The sequence below is a fragment of the Autumnicola aciditolerans genome (genome assembly GCF_041679265.1).
In the GTDB taxonomy this organism is placed as follows: Bacteria; Bacteroidota; Bacteroidia; order Flavobacteriales; family Flavobacteriaceae; genus Autumnicola.
In genome coordinates, this window is the sequence record NZ_JBGFSM010000001.1 from 231,368 (window position 1) to 248,685 (window position 17,318).

Genomic DNA, 17,318 nt, shown 5'->3' on the forward strand with positions numbered 1-17,318 from the left:
TGAACGGAAGATTGGAGATTAAAAAAGCCCGCTGATAAAGCGGGCGTTTCAAAAAACCAAACAAAGAAAACAATTAATTCAAACTGAAGGAACTTATCAAATTCACCTCATCGTTTTTATAATTGTACTGATAAAGAATATTATCCCCGATCATTAACAAAACATCATCCAGCGGGATTACGTCATAGGTGTTAACATCCTCAAAATGATCTGCCAGAACAAGATCGGGGGTAGTGGTTAAATCGTATACTTTAAGTCCTGCGGTACCGTCGCAAACAAATAATTTACCTTCTCTAACACCAAGGCCGTATGGATTTTCCATCTCGTAGGTAGAAAGAGTTTTTGGAGCAGCTTTATCAGAAACATCAATAAGCACCAACTCGCTCTCTTCCTGCCCACACCAGTTTCCTCCCCTAATGGTTACGTAAGCGATATCATCCTGCACCACCACAGGGTCACAGCCCATTACATGCTGTACCCGGGATACAAAAGCAGGTTTTTCAGGATTTTCTATACTATATATGTACATGCCGGTGGTGCTACCAAGAAACAAATGGTCTTTTTCCTGAAAAATTGTTTCTACATCCCAGCCCACATATTCTTCGGAAATCTTCTGTGGATTGGTAAGGGAAGAAATATCAAAAACCATAATATTCTGCTGGTCTATAGCATAAAGATAATCTGTAACAATTTTAAAGCGGGCAAGGGAGCCGCCGGTACCGGAATTCCCGCCACCTGCAGAATAAGCGGCTTCCGCATTGTTAAAGAATACCATATCATCCCCATAATCTGTCATTTCGATTTTCCGGGATTCCATCACATATCCTACGACCACATCTTTTTGGGGATCAAAATTTTCATTATCCACAAAGGCCGCTCCTTCAGGAACCATGTAATTGGTATTAGGGAAGACATTCTCCAGTCTTTCCACCTGCCTGATGTTATTAATATCTGAAATATCAAAAACCACCAGGTCCATTCCGCTATCGGCATAAAGCATCTCGTCTTTCACAGCGATATCCACATTCTTGGGAATTTTGAGGTAGGCAATCTTCTCTGGCACATAATGATCCCGGTTGTCAATAACATGAATTCCCTGATATTTGTCATTTACAAACACATAATCCTTATAGGTGTAAATTTTCCCCGCTTCAGTTATTGCTTTTGGCTCCTGGATTTTTACGGAAGCACGGAATTCTGCAATTGGCTGTGTGATGGGCACAGCAACTTCATACATCTCTTCTTGAGCCGTTTCCTGTTTTTCACAGGCATTCAACAGGAAAAAAAGCAGGGGCAAAAATGGAACAACTATTCGTTTTTTCATGATGGTTGATTTCTTACTAGACGCTGCCTTTTAAAAAAGGTTGCGTGAACTTCAGAAAAAAATCACTGTCACTTTGTCATAAAATTGTTTAGTCCTATCTTTGCCCGTCAAAATACCGCAAAGGCATTATTGAATTATGGAGAAGATATTAGACGAAAAACAACAGGGAAACACATTGGTTATGGAGCCAAAAGCAGAGAACAACCGCAAGCTTTTTATTGAAAGTTACGGTTGCCAGATGAATTTTAGCGATAGCGAAATTGTGGCTTCCATCCTTTCTAAAGAAGGCTATAACACTACCCAAAACCTGGAAGAGGCTGATCTGGTTTTGGTAAACACCTGTTCTATCAGGGAAAAAGCTGAACAAACCGTTCGTAAGCGGCTGGAAAAATATAATGCGGTAAAAAGGATAAATCCTAATATGAAAGTGGGCGTTTTAGGCTGTATGGCTGAACGCCTGAAAAGTAAATTCCTGGAAGAGGAAAAAATTGTAGACCTGGTAGTGGGGCCAGATGCCTATAAAGATTTGCCAAATCTTATTAATGAAGTTGAAGAAGGCCGTAATGCTGTAAATGTGATTCTTTCTAAAGAAGAGACTTACGGTGATATTTCGCCGGTACGCCTGCAAACCAATGGAGTTTCCGCATTTGTTTCTATTACGCGGGGTTGTGACAACATGTGTACTTTTTGCGTGGTGCCTTTTACCCGCGGCCGGGAACGCAGCCGGGACCCGCAGAGCATTGTGGAAGAAGTGAACGACCTTGCTGCAAAAGGCTATAAAGAAATTACCCTCCTTGGACAGAATGTAGACAGTTACCTCTGGTATGGCGGCGGGCTTAAAAAGAACTTCAAAAATGCTTCGGACATGCAAAAGGCCACGGCAGTGAATTTTGCAAATTTATTAAAACTTGTTGCCGAGGCCCAGCCCAAAATGAGGATCCGTTTCTCTACTTCCAATCCTCAGGACATGACCATGGATGTAATAGAAGCTATGGCCAGGCACCGCAATATCTGTAATTATATTCACCTGCCAGTGCAGAGCGGCAGCGACCGTATCCTGAAAAAAATGAACCGCCTGCATACGCGCGAAGAATACTTCAGGATGATCGATAATATTAAAAAACTAATTCCCGACTGCGGAATTTCTCACGATATTATTACCGGCTTTCCTACAGAAACCGAAGAAGACCACCAGGATACCTTAAGCTTGATGGAATATGTAAAATATGACTTCGGGTTTATGTTTGCTTATTCTGAAAGGCCCGGAACCATGGCCGAGCGAAAATTTGAAGATGATGTGCCGGAAGAGATTAAAAAAAGAAGGCTCACTGAAATTGTTAACCTTCAGCAAAAACACAGCAGGTACAATACCGAAAGATTTCTTGGTAAGACCGTGGAAGTTTTAATTGAAAAAGAATCTAAAAAATCTGATGCTCACTGGAGCGGAAGGACTTCACAAAATACCGTTGCAGTTTTCCCTAAAGAACATTATAAAATTGGTGATTTTGTAAATGTAAAAATTGAAGACTGTACCAGCGCCACCCTTATAGGTGAAGCGGTGGGGTATAGTGATAATAATTGAATTCAGGTTTTAAATATAAAGTTTCAGGTTTCAGGTTTTAAGTTTTAAAAAATGGCCACAGTACATAGATTTGAAGACCTGGAAATATGGAAAGAAGCAAGAAGATTGGCAAAAGTCATTCATATCATAGCTATTGAAACCGATTTAAAGTCTGATTTTAAATTAAAACAACAAATCAAATCATCTTCTGGATCTATTATGGATAATATTGCTGAAGGATTTGAAAGAGATGGAAATCTTGAATTTAGACAATTTCTTTCTATAGCTAAAGGATCTGCTGGAGAAGTAAGGTCTCAACTTTATCGCATATTTGATTGTAATTATATTGATAAAGAAGAATTCGAAAAGATTGTAAAGGATTATGAAAACTTAAGTGGAAAATTAAAAAACTTTATTTCGTATCTAAACCAAAAACACTACCAAGGGAATAAGTTTCGCTAACCTGAAACTTAAAACCTGAAACAAAGAACTAATGGAATCAGTACAAGCAATAAAACAACGTTTCGGTATCATTGGGGATGACCAGAAATTAAACCGTGCCGTGGAAAAAGCCATACAGGTTGCCCCTACAGATATTTCAGTGCTGGTTACAGGGGAAAGCGGGGTTGGAAAAGAAAGCATTCCTAAAATTGTCCACGCCCTCTCTCACCGGAAACACAATAAATACATTGCGGTAAACTGCGGGGCCATTCCTGAAGGCACCATAGACAGTGAACTTTTTGGGCACGAAAAAGGCGCTTTTACAGGAGCTACCCAAACCCGGAGCGGCTATTTTGAAGTAGCCGATGGCGGCACTATTTTTCTTGACGAAGTGGGGGAATTACCGCTGCCTACCCAGGTACGTCTTTTACGGGTTTTAGAAAACGGGGAATTCATCAAAGTAGGATCTTCAAAAGTTCAAAAAACCAATGTGCGAATTGTTGCCGCCACTAATGTTAACATGTTTGAATCTATTAAAAAAGAAAAGTTTCGGGAAGACCTGTACTACCGTTTAAGCACGGTGGAAATAAACCTCCCCCCGCTTAGGGATAGAAAAGAAGATATTCATTTGCTGTTTAGAAAATTCGCTTCAGATTTTGCCCTTAAATACAAAATGCCCACCATAAGGCTGGAAGAGGACGCGGTGGAATTACTACAAAAATACCGCTGGGGAGGGAATATTCGCCAGCTTCGGAATATTGCCGAACAAATTTCGGTGCTGGAACAGGAACGCAGTATTACTGCAACAGGCTTAAAACATTATCTTCCCGATATTGGCAGTAACCTGCCCGCGATTATTTCAGAAAAAAGAAAGGAAGGAGATTTTAGCAATGAGAGGGAGATCCTGTACAAAGTGTTGTTCGACATGAAAAACGACCTGAACGACCTTAAAAAACTCACTCTTAAATTGATGGAAGACGGGAATTCGCAAAAAGTTCAGGATGAAAATGAAAGTCTTATCCAGAAGATTTATGGTGAAGACGGTACCGATGTTGATACGGAAGAACTGGAAGAAAACGGGATGGAAGTTTTACAAATTCCGCAGAACAGTCCGCAACATGAGCTTCAGGATAACAGTAAGGACAAATATTATTTTGCGGAAGAAATTGAAGAAGAAGAAACTCTTTCCTTACAGGACAAAGAGCTCGAACTTATCAAGAAGTCTCTGGAAAGGCATGGAGGAAAAAGAAAAGCCGCGGCTGAAGAACTAGGGATAAGCGAAAGGACACTTTATCGTAAAATAAAACAGTATAATTTGTAAGGGAAGAGTGAAGTTTAAAATTCATCATTGAAAATTCAAAATTTAAGACAATAATAATCTTGTAGCCTTTAGCTTATCACTTAATGCCTGCAGCTTTTAAAAATTATGAAAAAGACGCTATTCATTTTTTGCTCGATTTTACTGTTAAGCCTCCAGTCCTGTGGAATTTATTCCTTTACCGGGGCTGATATTGGAAACGCTGAAACCTTTCAGGTGAATTTTTTTGAAAACCAGGCCGATCTGGTAGAACCAGGAATTGCAAGACAGTTTACGCTTTCCCTCCAGGATTTAATACTTAATCAAACCAACCTTAGCCTTACCAATAACAATGGAGACCTTATTTTTGAAGGAGAAATTGTAGATTACTATATTGCTCCCATGACGGCCACGGCAGATAACACCGCCGCCCAAAACAGGCTAACCATTGCTGTGAATGTTCGATATTACAACACGCTGGAGCCAGAGAAAGATTTTGAGAGGACCTTCTCCTTTTATTATGATTATGATGCTAATGTCACCCTGGTGGGAGGCGAACTGGAAACTGCGGTAGATGAAATTTTTACCCGCATTACCCAGGATATTTTTAATGCCGCATTGACCGATTGGTAATGGATTTGAAGGATTTCACATATTTGTTGGAAAACCCGGGAAAAGTATCTTCACGGGACATTTCCCTTTTCGAAGAAATCCTCCAAAAATATCCTTATTTCCAGGCTGCAAGGGCACTAAGACTTAAAGGGCTTAAAGAACACCAATCCTTTAGTTACAATACCGCCCTAAAAAAAACCGCCGCTTATACTGCAGACAGGAGTGTGCTTTTTGATTATATCACCTCAGCGGAATTCAATCAAAATGAGATTGCTGAGCAAATAAAACAACAGGAAAAGCGCCTGAAGGAAATCACGGTGTATGAAGCAGAAGAAGTCTTTGGCAAACGCAGCATCGCCATAGACGAGGCCATTAAGATGAAGCAGTCAGAATCTGATAGGGTCATGGATCCTGCTTTATTTGAAAGACCTGAAAACCCTACAAAGACGAAGGAAGCTGAAAAAGAGCAAATTTTAGAAGACCCTAGCGCAGCAGAAGAGCTTGGAATTGGAGCGCCACTGGATTTTAACGCTTCAGAATCCCATTCTTTTTCGGAATGGTTACGTCTTACTTCAGCAAAACCGGTAACAAGGCAAGATGTCCCGGAGAAGCAGCCGGAGGATGAAAAAGAGCAAATTTTACAAGCCACTTCTATTCAGCATAAAAAATTTGAGCTAATAGATGAATTTATTTCGAAAAGCCCTAAAATTAAACCTGGTAAACCTGCCAATAAAGCCAACCTGGCAGAACGCAATGCCATTACCCCTGAGGCCTTAATGACAGAGACGTTAGCAAGGGTTTACCTTGAACAGAAAAACTTTAAAAAAGCCATACAGGCATATAAAATATTAATTTTGAAAAATCCCGAAAAAAGTGGTTTCTTTGCAGACCAAATTCGGGCAATAGAAAAATTACAAGATAACAATACTGACTGATAATGAGCACATTCACAATTTTTTTAGCTTTAATAGTTATCGTAGCATTTTTGCTAATCGTAGTAATTATGGTACAGAATCCTAAAGGAGGCGGACTATCTTCTTCTTTTGGCGGTGGCGGCCAACAAGTAGGCGGCGTTCAGAAAACCAATGATTTTCTTGACAAAAGCACCTGGACCCTTGCCACCTTGCTACTGGTGCTTATTCTGCTTTCTAATGTCACCATTATGGGCAATGGCACTTCTTCAAGCGGGGTTTTTGAGAGTGATGAGGATGTGGAGATGAATGTTCCCCAACAGCCTGCACCACAACAACCGGTGGAAGAACAGGAATAAAGGTAATCCTTAAAAATAGTAATGATGCCAGCTTATGACAAGCTGGCATTTTTTTTTTAGAATTGGCAGTCTTTTTTCACTGGCACAATTTTCGAAATATATACAGCCGAGTTAAAAAAATTAATTAACCTAAATAATATCAAAAAATGGCACTAAACATTAAACCGCTCTCAGACAGAGTTCTTATTGAGCCTGCAGCAGCTGAAACTAAAACTGCATCGGGAATTTATATTCCTGAAACCGCTAAGGAAAAACCACAAAGAGGAAAAGTTGTGGCAGTAGGTAAAGGAACAAAAGATCACGAGATGACCGTAAATGTTGGAGACATGGTTCTTTATGGCAAATATGCCGGTACCGAGCTTAAACTTGAAGGTACAGATTATCTAATCATGAGAGAAGACGACATACTTGCGATTGTCTAAATCTTTTCTGCGGGGTTCACCCGAATATTGAAAAATCAACTAAAAAATTATTAACCGATATTTTCCGCCAGGCGGAAAAGCATAAAAATTAATAAAAAATGGCAAAAGATATAAAATTTGACATCCAGGCGCGCGACGGAATCAAACGCGGTGTGGACGCTCTTGCAAATGCAGTTAAAGTAACTTTAGGGCCAAAAGGCCGTAACGTAATCATCAGTAAATCTTTTGGTGCGCCAACTGTTACCAAAGATGGTGTTACCGTGGCTAAAGAAATTGAACTGGAAGACCCAATCGAAAACATGGGAGCCCAAATGGTAAAAGAAGTTGCTTCCAAAACCAATGATCTTGCCGGAGACGGTACTACAACCGCAACTGTTCTTGCACAAGCCATTGTAAAAGAAGGCCTTAAGAACGTTGCTGCAGGAGCCAACCCAATGGATCTTAAAAGAGGTATAGATAAAGCTGTGGAAGCTTTAACTGCAGACCTTGCCAAACAGACTAAAGAGGTTGGGGATTCTTCTGAAAAGATCAAACAGGTAGCTTCCATTTCAGCCAATAATGATGACCATATTGGAGAATTAATTGCTGAAGCTTTTGGAAAAGTAGGTAAAGAAGGTGTAATTACCGTTGAAGAAGCAAAAGGTACAGATACTTATGTAGATGTGGTGGAAGGAATGCAATTTGACAGAGGTTATCTTTCTCCTTATTTTGTTACCAATAGTGAGAAAATGACCGCAGACCTTGAAAACCCATATATCTTGTTATTCGACAAGAAGATATCTGCGATGAAAGATCTTCTTCCAATCCTTGAACCGGTGGCACAATCTGGAAAACCACTATTAATTATTGCTGAAGATGTAGATGGGGAAGCCCTTGCTACTTTAGTAGTAAACAAACTTAGAGGTTCTTTAAAGATTGCCGCCGTAAAAGCACCAGGCTTTGGAGACCGAAGAAAAGCAATGTTGGAAGATATCGCTCTTCTTACCGGTGGTACTGTAATTTCTGAAGAAAGAGGATTTACTTTGGAAAATGCTACAATAGAGCAATTAGGTACTGCAGAAAAAGTGGCTATAGATAAAGACAACACTACTATTGTGAATGGTGCCGGAGAAAATCAGGCAATTCAGGATCGTGTAAATCAGATTAAAGCCCAGATAGAATCTACAACTTCTGATTATGATAAGGAGAAACTTCAGGAACGCCTTGCAAAATTAGCAGGCGGGGTAGCCGTACTTTATGTAGGTGCAGCTTCTGAGGTTGAAATGAAAGAGAAGAAAGACCGTGTAGACGATGCCCTTCACGCTACCCGTGCGGCGGTGGAAGAGGGAATTGTTGCCGGTGGTGGTGTGGCCCTGGTGCGCGCTATCAAGGCTCTTGAAAACCTTAAATCTGAAAATTCAGATGAAGCTACCGGAATTCATATTATTGCCCGGGCAATTGAGGCACCGCTTAGAACAATTGTTGAAAATGCCGGAGGCGAAGGATCTGTAGTGATTAATAAAGTAATTGAAGGCGAAAAAGACTTTGGTTACGATGCTAAAACCGACACTTTTGTTGATATGATGAAAGCCGGTATTATTGATCCCAAGAAAGTAACCCGTGTAGCTCTTGAAAATGCTGCATCTGTTGCCGGAATGATCCTTACTACTGAGTGTGCATTAATTGATATCCCTGAAGATAACGCCGGAGGCGGTATGCCAGGCGGAATGGGTGGCGGTATGCCAGGAATGATGTAAAAAAAGAAGTTAGACGTTAGATTTTAGACGTAAAACTTTTAATAGTAAGAAAAACCCGCTTTCCTTGGAAGGCGGGTTTTTTATTGGCAATCTCTGCTTATCTCGTCGATCTTTTTTATTCCAGTTTCCCCACTATTAGCTTCCCATGATAAACTTTTGCGCCTAACTGCAGGTGAATATCTTCAACATTCTCGCTGGTTATATTTCCTGCCGGTATAATCTCCACCTGATTTCGGGAAATTTCAATCATATTCTTTAGAACAGGAATTCCTTCAAGCGCCCTTAATTTTCCCCCGGAAGTAAGGATGCTGGTAATTCCACCAATTTGGCAGAGTTCTTTTACGGCTGTTAAAATATGGGGAGTTTCATCAATTGCTTTGTGGATAATTACCTTTAAAGGAAGGGCAAAATTGACCAATTTTGAAATCGCATCTAAATTTAAGGTTTTATCTTTGTTTAGAATTCCGAAGACTACTCCATCTACTCCCAGATCTTTGCAAAATCGGATAGAAGACTTCATCTTTTCCATTTCTTCTTCAGAATAAACAAAATCTCCCGCCCGTGGCCTTATCATTATCCTTAAAGGGATATTCAGCCTATCCATGCATTGTTTTATAAGCTCTTTGGAAGGTGTTATTCCTTCCAGGTCAAGGCGGGCGCAAAGCTCTATCCTGTTCGCTCCAAGATTTTCTGCATTCATCGCCTGCTGAAAAGTTTCTACACAGGCCTCTTTTAAATAATTAGTGGAAATGGACATTTATAAAATAGAGGCTGAAAAAGAAATTTAATCCTGCTTCTTCCTTGTCTTAAGGAAATATTTAGGATTTACACCATACTTTTCCTTAAAAATTTTTGAAAAATAACTGCGATTATTAAGCCCAATCGCCACCACAATTTCAGAAATATTTTTTTCAGAATTAATAAGCATTTCTTTTGCAGATTCCAGCTTTATATGCTGCATGTATTTGTTCACGGTAAGATCATAAACATATTTAAAGCCTTCCTGCAGCTTATTCACGTTTGTTCCCGCCTCTTTGGCAAGGGCTTCCACAGTTAAATTGCTGCCAAGATCCCCCTGTATCCGCTTTGCCACATAGTTTACCTTTTCAATATCAGATTTTCGCAGAATTTTAGGCAGCCTGTCTTCATCTTCATCATCCTGGTACTGGGCAATCTGGATCACCAGCATCTGGAAAGCTTTTCCCTCCAAAAAAAGAGACCTTAGAAAACCGGTAAAATCTTTCCTGTTAATTTCATCCATGAGATCTGCAGCCTTAATGCTGTAATTACCCTGGTAAAAAAATTGCTTTTCAGAAACCTCATCCCTAAAAAGTTCCTTTAAAGTGGGATCCAGGTCCTTGAAATTATAATTAGATCTGTGGGTAAAGACAGACCTGATAATTTCCAGGCTGGCCACATGAGCGGCAACATTTGCTTTAAAATGAAGGGAATGCCCGTTGTAACCGCTACTGGAAACAATTATATTCTGATAAGTATCTATATTATTAATCTTGCCTGAATCTTGAAAGGAATGTCCAACCCTGCCTTCAGAACAAAAAATAAATTTTAGAGGGTGTATGCTGTTCAGGGTAAAACAAATTTCCACATCCTGGAAAAACTTACAATTGTAAGTTATAATTCCAATACCAGAATCAAAATTTGCACCTCTTATATATCCTTCTCCAATCTCCTCCGGGATATTTATAGCTATTTCTCCACTGCCATCAATAATTGGAGCATTTAACGACTCTGCGATATCATGAATTATTTCATTTACTGGTAAGGTTTTAACGTCTATTCTCATAAATTGGAGACCATAAAGGCCACTTGTAATGCCCCAACGGAGCCTAAAAATTAACATTTAATAAAAGGCTTGCATACGGCAAGTCTCAGTAAAATTAATATTTGCGAATAATTCCCAAACATTCCTTTTAAATATTATGGCTATACAGGCAACACTCGTGTGAAAAACGTTATAAGGACACATACACCTGGCACAGCTTCATTATTTTACATTCTAATTGATAACATTAATGCGATTAACCGTAAACATTATTAAAGAAATAGCAGAGCTTTGCCACATGTATACAGAGGCACAACGTACACCTTTGTAAGACCTAATTTTTGTTGCTATGATCTTATTCTTTGTTTTACTTGCACTGGAAATCCTTCTTGTACTTATCATATCCTTTATTCTTATGAGAAGGATATGCAGTAACCTTCATAAAAATTTTAATCTCTTTTAAGTTTTTTCCTGCCACTATTGGCGTATGCGCCTTAATTTAATTATTTTATTCTACTTTGGAGAATAAAAGGATCTTCTTTAACTATTTCTTCCATTTTTATTGCCGCCTTTAAATTTACTTTAAAACTTGTTGAAGGCAATATTCCTGCTGCCCAGGTATTCCTTCATAAAATTTAATCTCCGGTAAATTTCCGCAGGTTCTTTATATTCTCTTATCTTTAAATTTAAAAAATAAATATGTCTAAAAATTATTATGATCCTGCCGATCTAAGGAAGTTTGGTGAGATTACTGAATGGAGCGAGGAACTGGGAAATAAATTTTTTGATTATTATGGTAAGGTATTCGAAGAAGGAGCCCTTTCTGCAAGGGAAAAAAGCTTAATTGCTCTTGCTGTAAGCCATGTGGTAAAATGTCCTTATTGTATTGATGCCTACACCAAAGACGGACTACAACGGGGAATTACAAAAGAAGAAATGATGGAAGCTGTACATGCAGGAGCTGCTATAGAAAGCGGTGCTACTTTGGTGCATGGGGTACAAATGATGAATAAGTATAAAAAGTTAAGCATGTAATTTCTCCTGAAGCGATTCGTCTAAAAACTGGGTAAGCTTTAAGTTCTCTGATGGGTTATTTTACAGCCTCAGGACAATTTGGCGAATACTTAAACTTCCATATGTCTTCAAAATCCTTAAAAGCAAGAAACAGCAACCTTTCCAGTGCTGCCAATCAGCTGGAATTTCTGAATACCGGCATCTTTAAAGAAGGAAATTTTCCTAAATTTAAAGATAAAATTGCCGCAACCGGAAACTATCCCCTTAAACCGAAAAAAATAGAAATTTTACAAATTAACCTGGGCTATATGTGCAACCAGGTTTGTTCCCACTGCCATGTAGATGCCGGGCCGGACAGGAAAGAAATCATGAGCTTGGAAACCATGCAGCAATGTCTGGAGGTGGTAAAAACCACAGGGGCAAACACTTTAGATCTCACCGGCGGGGCACCTGAAATGCACCCGAACTTCCGGTGGTTTGTGGAAGAAGCAGCAAGGGCAGGAATAAATGATTTTATAATAAGATCTAATTTAACCATTATCCTTGCCAATAAAAAGTATCATGACCTTCCAGAATTCTTCAAAAAACACAAGGTACATGTGGTTTCTTCCCTTCCTTTTTACAAAAAAGAAAAGACCGATAAGCAGCGGGGCAGCGGGGTTTTTGATAAATCTATCAAAGCACTGCAAATGTTAAACCAGATAGGATACGGCCGCAAGGAAAGCCATTTAAAACTGGATCTGGTGTATAACCCGGCAGGAGCTTTCCTGCCCACTAATCAGGAAGCCATGGAGCGGGATTTTAAGGAGGCGCTAAAATCTGATTTTGACATTGATTTCCACCAGCTTTTTGCCATTACCAATCTTCCCATAAGCCGGTTTCTGGAGTACCTGATTGCTTCAGAAAATTATGAAGATTATATGTATTCTCTTATACAGGCATACAATCCGGCTGCAGTAGAGCATGTGATGTGTACTAACACTATTTCTGTGGGATGGGATGGCTGGCTTTACGACTGTGATTTTAATCAAATGCTGGAACTAAAGGTAAATAGCAAAGTGAAGCATATAAAAGATTACAATGAAGATTTGCTTAACAACAGGGAGATACTCATTTCCCAACATTGCTATGGTTGTACAGCCGGTGCAGGCAGCAGTTGCCAGGGAAGCGTGACTAAATAATTTTTGATGCCTGAAATTCATTCTAAACAGCTTCTTTTAATCTTTACCCGAAACCCGGAGTATGGAAAAGTTAAAACCCGCCTTGCCAAAGAAACAGGTGAACAGGTTGCTTTGGATATTTATAGGCATCTCCTGGAACATACTGTTTCCATTACAAAAGGGATTGATGTTCAAAAGCAGGTTTTTTATTCTGAAGCGATTTCCTCGAATGATATTTGGAAAAACAATATTTATGAGAAAAAACTTCAATATGGAAACGGACTTGGCGAAAGGATGGAAAATGCTTTTCGCGATAATTTTGAAGCCGGTTATCAAGAAATTATCATAATAGGCAGCGACCTATACGATCTGGAAGAGCAGGATTTAGAACAGGCTTTCAAAGAACTTAAGAATAATGACTATGTTATTGGTCCAGCTAAAGACGGTGGTTACTATCTATTAGGAATGAAATCCTTAAATTCAGATATATTTAAAAATAAAAAGTGGGGCAGCAATTCTGTATTGCAGGCCACACTAAATGATTTACAAAATAACCAGATTAAATTACTGGAAGAGCGCAATGATGTTGATGTTCTTGCAGACATTAAAGGGCATCCTGCTCTCAGAAAATTTTTAAACCAGTCAGAATGATCAAAGAAATAGCAGAATCTACAGATTTTCTTAAATCCAGGGGCTTTGATGCGCCGGAAATAGGCATTATCCTGGGCAGCGGCCTGGGAAAACTTGTTGATGAAATAGAAATTGAAGCTGAAGCCAGCTATAACCATATTCCCTACTTTCCTACGGCTACCGTAGAATTTCATAAAGGAAAGCTTATTTACGGCAGCCTGGAAGGCAAAAAAGTAATTGTGATGCAGGGGAGGTTTCACTTATATGAAGGCTATACCCTTCAGGATGTAACCTACCCGGTAAGGGTAATGAAGCATCTTGGAATTCAAAAATTGCTGGTTTCCAATGCGTCCGGCTCCATAAACCTTGATTTTAAAAAGGGAGAAATCATGCTTATTGAGGACCACCTGAATTTACAGGGCGGTTCCCCCCTGGCATTTTACGGTGTAGAACACCTGGGAGAGCGATTTGTGGATATGAGCCAGCCATACGATGCTGAAATGAACAACATTTTGGAAACTGCCGCTAAAACCAATAATATCACCCTGCACAAGGGGGTTTACGCCGCAGTACTGGGGCCGCAGCTGGAAACCCGGGCAGAATACAGGTATTTAAAAATTATTGGTGCAGATGCCGTGGGAATGAGTACTGTGCCGGAGGTAATTGTGGCAAATCATCTAAATATCCCCGTTTCTGCCGTTTCTGTAATTACAGACGAAGGAAATCCCGACGACCTTGAGCCGGTGGATATTAAGGATATTCTGGCTATGGCTGCTAAAGCCGAGCCGCAAATGATCACCCTTTTTAAGGAAGTAGTTAAATCTGTATAATATGAGTTACCTCGAAACTACAAGAAACGTCTACCGCGATGCCGCTTTAACCCCAAATGTAGGTTTATGCTGCACCACAAATCCTGTTTGGGAATTGCCAAATCTTAAAATTCCAAAAATCATGCAGGAGATGAATTACGGTTGTGGCAGCACAGTACATCCCCGGGACCTTTCCAATAATACCAAAATTCTCTATGTGGGTGTTGGCGGCGGAATGGAACTGCTTCAGTTTGCTTATTTCTCAAGGCAAAAAGCCGGGGTGATTGGAGTGGATTCTGTTGAGGAAATGCTGGAGGCTTCAGGAAAGAATTTCGCAGAAGCTGAATTGCAAAACGATTGGTTCAAAAGTAGCTTTGTTGACCTCCAGAAGGGCGATGCCCTGGATTTACCCGTGGAAGACAATTCTATTGATGTGGCCGCACAAAATTGCCTTTTTAATATTTTTAAAACTGAAGATCTTAAAAAAGCGCTGGAAGAAATGTACCGCGTTCTGAAACCGCACGGCAGGCTGGTAATGAGTGATCCTGTGTGTGAACAACCTATGAATGATAGGCTTCGTAACGATGACAGGCTGAGGGCGTTGTGCCTTAGCGGCTCCCTGCCTCTCAAAGAATACGTAAAGGCCCTCACAGATGTTGGCTTTGGAACGATTGAAATCAGGGCAAAAAAGCCTTACCGAATTTTAGATCCCAAACACTATCCCACCGAGGAACTAATTTACATAGAATCTGTAGAAGTTGCCGCTATTAAAGACCCCATGCCTGAAGACGGACCTTGTATTTTTACAGGGAAAGCTGCTATTTATTATGGAAATGAAAATCATTTTGATGATAAGAAAGGGCATGTGCTTTTGCAAAATCAGCCGCTGGCGATTTGCGATAAAACCGCCACCGCACTGGCAAATCTTAACAGGGATGATATTTTTATAAGCGAATCTACCTTCCACTATGATGGCGGTGGTTGCTGCTGATATTTTACCGTAGCCAAACCTGGCAGGTTTTGGAAACCTGTCAGGTTAAAAATCTGAATTTCAGAAATTTAAATGAGTTTAAAGGCAAAATACTGATTTGCTTCAATGTTCTTTTCTTCGGAAGTGAAGCCAGATGGATGGAAAATCCTGATGCTATTTACAATTCATTTAAATCCCAGTCATAATCATAAAAGTCAATATTTTTATCTGCAGGAATTTTATTTTTTCTGTAGCTGTTTATATACTGAAGAAGACTCGCACCATTTTTAGTAAAATCGTCCTTGTACCACCTGAATATTTCAGAAAGCAGCACCTTATTTTTTTCAATTTTGATAAAATCAGGATCATTTAAGGCTTTCCTCGCCTGTTGTTCCAGCTGTTCATCAATTTTTTCAGGTGTATAGGCATGGGAAGCTAAAGGCGGACAGCTTTTAGCGGCGCAGACCAGCGTGAAATGAAACTTTTCTTCTGAAGGAAAACTGTCAAAAAGGATTTCATGTTCAATATCATCTAATGTAAGAGATTCCTGCCCCAGGCTATGCCGCTGCTTATCAAAAAATCCTTTAACTTCTAACGGTGAGCTTACCGGGTATGCCTCTATAATCCCATCGATTACGGCAAGATTATAAGCATTGATCCAAAAGGCTTTGTAACCCTTCTTATCTGCAGGATCTGGCTTATAGCTCTTGGCAAGGTTCAATAATTCCTTTAATTCATTGCGATTCTCCTTAATTTCGGCGTAATTTACCTTGCCGTTTTCTACATAAGCGTGAAAAAAATCATCCGCTTTAGTAAAAAATTCAGCCTTGTTTTGTGCTGAAAGGCACACGGAAAAGAAGAATATTAAAAGGCTAAAATGCTTCATCTAAATTTTATTTTAAGTCTGGAAGAAATCCTGAAAAAACAGTTACAGCCAATATCTTTCCAAACCCTCTAAAACTATAAAAAATTATGGAGCACATCGTTATCATTGGAAACGGAATTTCCGGGATTACCGCTGCCAGGCACATCCGCAAAAATTCTGATAAAAAGATAACGGTGATTTCTGATGAAAGCGAATATTTTTTCTCCCGTACCGCGCTCATGTACGTTTATATGGGCCATATGAAATGGGAACACTTAAAACCCTATGAGGATTGGTTTTGGGAGAAAAATAAGATAGAGCTTAAAAATGCCAGCGTTGAAAAAATAGACTTCAAAAGCAAACAGCTGATGTTTGCAATGGGAGAACCTTTAAAATATGATAAACTTGTAATCGCAACCGGTTCGGTTTATAACAAATTTGGCTGGGAAGGAGAAAATCTAGAGGGCGTACAGGGATTGATCACAAAGCAGGACCTTCAGCTTTTAGAAGAAAATACGGCAAATTGCCAGCATGCGGTGATCGTGGGCGGCGGATTAATTGCTGTTGAAATGGCTGAAATGCTCTGCACCCGAAAAATAAACGTTACTATCCTGGTGCGGGAAAAGGCATTTTGGGGCAATGTACTCCCATATAAAGACGCTAAAATGATTTCAGAACATATTAAATCCCACGGCGTGAATTTGCTTCATGAAACCGAATTAGATAAAATCCTGGCTGATAAGGACGGAAGAGTGCGTGCGGTAAGTACAAAAAGCGGAGAGGAAATTAAATGCCAGCTGGTAGGTTTATGTACTGGAGTAAGACCCAATGTAGATTTCCTCCGGGAGACTTCTTTAGAAATAGATAAGGGAATTATGGTAAACAATTATCTGGAAACCAATATTCCCGATGTGTATGCTATTGGAGACTGCGCACAACAGCGCGAGGTGATTGGGCAACGTAAACCGGTGGAAGCCGTTTGGTACACCGGCAGGATGATGGGGGAAGTAGTGGCGCAAAGCCTTACCGGTAATAAGATGAAATACAATCCGGGCAACTGGTTTAACAGCGCCAAGTTTTTTGACATCGAATACCAGACTTACGGTTGGGTTTGGCCTGAACCCAAAACTAATGAGCAACATTTTCACTGGCAGCATAAAGATGGAATGAAAGCGATTACCATAGCTTTTAATACTGAAAACAATCAACTTACAGGCATAAACACTTTTGGAATTCGCATGCGACACGAAGTTTTTGACCGGTGGCTAAGTGAGGGCAGAACCATAAATCATGTCCTGGCAAATTTAAGAGAAGCCAATTTTGACCCCGAGTTTTACGACCGGCATGAAAAGGAAATTTTCAGAAGTTTTAAAAATTCAAATCTCCAAGGCCTCAACACACCTTGAGGGCTAATATAAGGAATC

General features: G+C 39.8%; 18 protein-coding genes. 14 read left to right on the forward strand and 4 right to left on the reverse strand.

The annotated features are described in order from the left end of the window. Nucleotides 1-73 precede the first annotated feature (73 nt). Nucleotides 74-1,324 carry an LVIVD repeat-containing protein gene (locus AB8M93_RS01040; protein WP_373055718.1) on the reverse strand — a complete coding sequence of 417 codons (1,251 nt, stop codon included), beginning with the start codon at nucleotides 1,322-1,324 and terminating at the stop codon, nucleotides 74-76. A 136-nt stretch (nucleotides 1,325-1,460) separates the two neighbouring features. Here AB8M93_RS01040 and miaB point away from each other — a divergent pair, with 136 nt between their 5' ends. The 8 genes from miaB (at nucleotide 1,461) to groL (ending at nucleotide 8,663) form a co-directional block, all read left to right on the forward strand. After that, nucleotides 1,461-2,906 (forward strand): tRNA (N6-isopentenyl adenosine(37)-C2)-methylthiotransferase MiaB, encoded by a 1,446-nt coding sequence (gene miaB, locus AB8M93_RS01045; protein ID WP_373055720.1) that lies wholly within the window; start codon nucleotides 1,461-1,463, stop codon nucleotides 2,904-2,906. Nucleotides 2,907-2,957: 51 nt separating this feature from the next. Then, a complete protein-coding gene (locus AB8M93_RS01050) occupies nucleotides 2,958-3,347 on the forward strand; it encodes a four helix bundle protein (protein WP_373055722.1) in 390 nt (129 codons plus the stop codon). Nucleotides 3,348-3,378: 31 nt separating this feature from the next. Continuing rightward, nucleotides 3,379-4,647, forward strand: coding sequence for a sigma-54 interaction domain-containing protein (locus AB8M93_RS01055; protein ID WP_373055724.1), 1,269 nt, complete (start codon nucleotides 3,379-3,381; stop codon nucleotides 4,645-4,647). Between the two features lie 105 nt (nucleotides 4,648-4,752). Next, the gene (locus AB8M93_RS01060; RefSeq protein ID WP_373055725.1) at nucleotides 4,753-5,256 is read left to right on the forward strand and encodes an LptE family protein; all 504 of its coding nucleotides are present in this window, start codon (nucleotides 4,753-4,755) and stop codon (nucleotides 5,254-5,256) included. Then, nucleotides 5,256-6,170, forward strand: a complete 915-nt coding sequence (locus tag AB8M93_RS01065) for a DUF8458 domain-containing protein (RefSeq protein WP_373055727.1) — start codon at nucleotides 5,256-5,258, stop codon at nucleotides 6,168-6,170. The genes AB8M93_RS01060 and AB8M93_RS01065 overlap by 1 nt, the downstream gene beginning before the upstream one ends. Before the next feature lie 2 nt (nucleotides 6,171-6,172). Continuing rightward, on the forward strand, nucleotides 6,173-6,505 hold the full coding sequence (secG, locus tag AB8M93_RS01070; RefSeq protein WP_373055728.1) for a preprotein translocase subunit SecG: 333 nt from the start codon (nucleotides 6,173-6,175) through the stop codon (nucleotides 6,503-6,505). A gap of 146 nt (nucleotides 6,506-6,651) precedes the next feature. Then, nucleotides 6,652-6,927: a co-chaperone GroES gene (locus AB8M93_RS01075; protein ID WP_311532931.1), complete on the forward strand. Its 276-nt coding sequence runs from the start codon at nucleotides 6,652-6,654 to the stop codon at nucleotides 6,925-6,927. 98 nt (nucleotides 6,928-7,025) lie between these two features. Next, nucleotides 7,026-8,663 carry a chaperonin GroEL gene (gene groL, locus AB8M93_RS01080; RefSeq protein ID WP_373055729.1) on the forward strand — a complete coding sequence of 546 codons (1,638 nt, stop codon included), beginning with the start codon at nucleotides 7,026-7,028 and terminating at the stop codon, nucleotides 8,661-8,663. A gap of 115 nt (nucleotides 8,664-8,778) precedes the next feature. On the opposite strand, the gene AB8M93_RS01085 is transcribed toward groL, so the two are convergent. Continuing rightward, the gene (locus AB8M93_RS01085) at nucleotides 8,779-9,420 is read right to left on the reverse strand and encodes a copper homeostasis protein CutC (RefSeq protein WP_373055731.1); all 642 of its coding nucleotides are present in this window, start codon (nucleotides 9,418-9,420) and stop codon (nucleotides 8,779-8,781) included. Between the two features lie 27 nt (nucleotides 9,421-9,447). Further along, on the reverse strand, nucleotides 9,448-10,467 hold the full coding sequence (locus tag AB8M93_RS01090; protein ID WP_373055733.1) for a helix-turn-helix domain-containing protein: 1,020 nt from the start codon (nucleotides 10,465-10,467) through the stop codon (nucleotides 9,448-9,450). A gap of 678 nt (nucleotides 10,468-11,145) precedes the next feature. Here AB8M93_RS01090 and AB8M93_RS01095 point away from each other — a divergent pair. The 5 genes from AB8M93_RS01095 (at nucleotide 11,146) to arsM (ending at nucleotide 15,050) form a co-directional block, all read left to right on the forward strand. Next, entirely contained in the window at nucleotides 11,146-11,481 is a 336-nt protein-coding gene (locus AB8M93_RS01095; RefSeq protein ID WP_143411608.1) for an arsenosugar biosynthesis-associated peroxidase-like protein, read from the forward strand. A 101-nt stretch (nucleotides 11,482-11,582) separates the two neighbouring features. Then, the gene (gene arsS, locus AB8M93_RS01100; protein ID WP_373055734.1) at nucleotides 11,583-12,641 is read left to right on the forward strand and encodes an arsenosugar biosynthesis radical SAM (seleno)protein ArsS; all 1,059 of its coding nucleotides are present in this window, start codon (nucleotides 11,583-11,585) and stop codon (nucleotides 12,639-12,641) included. 6 nt (nucleotides 12,642-12,647) lie between these two features. Beyond that, a complete protein-coding gene (locus AB8M93_RS01105) occupies nucleotides 12,648-13,271 on the forward strand; it encodes a TIGR04282 family arsenosugar biosynthesis glycosyltransferase (protein ID WP_373055736.1) in 624 nt (207 codons plus the stop codon). Then, nucleotides 13,268-14,080, forward strand: a complete 813-nt coding sequence (locus tag AB8M93_RS01110; RefSeq protein ID WP_373055737.1) for a purine-nucleoside phosphorylase — start codon at nucleotides 13,268-13,270, stop codon at nucleotides 14,078-14,080. Before AB8M93_RS01105 ends, AB8M93_RS01110 begins: the two co-directional genes overlap by 4 nt. A 1-nt stretch (nucleotide 14,081) precedes the next feature. After that, nucleotides 14,082-15,050, forward strand: coding sequence for an arsenosugar biosynthesis arsenite methyltransferase ArsM (gene arsM / locus AB8M93_RS01115; RefSeq protein WP_373055739.1), 969 nt, complete (start codon nucleotides 14,082-14,084; stop codon nucleotides 15,048-15,050). Between the two features lie 157 nt (nucleotides 15,051-15,207). Here arsM and AB8M93_RS01120 read toward each other — a convergent pair whose 3' ends face one another. Continuing rightward, nucleotides 15,208-15,915, reverse strand: a complete 708-nt coding sequence (locus AB8M93_RS01120) for a DUF547 domain-containing protein (RefSeq protein WP_373055740.1) — start codon at nucleotides 15,913-15,915, stop codon at nucleotides 15,208-15,210. A gap of 86 nt (nucleotides 15,916-16,001) precedes the next feature. On the opposite strand from AB8M93_RS01120, the gene AB8M93_RS01125 reads away from it, so the two are divergent. Next, nucleotides 16,002-17,300 (forward strand): NAD(P)/FAD-dependent oxidoreductase, encoded by a 1,299-nt coding sequence (locus AB8M93_RS01125; RefSeq protein ID WP_373055742.1) that lies wholly within the window; start codon nucleotides 16,002-16,004, stop codon nucleotides 17,298-17,300. Nucleotides 17,301-17,318: the final 18 nt, after the last annotated feature.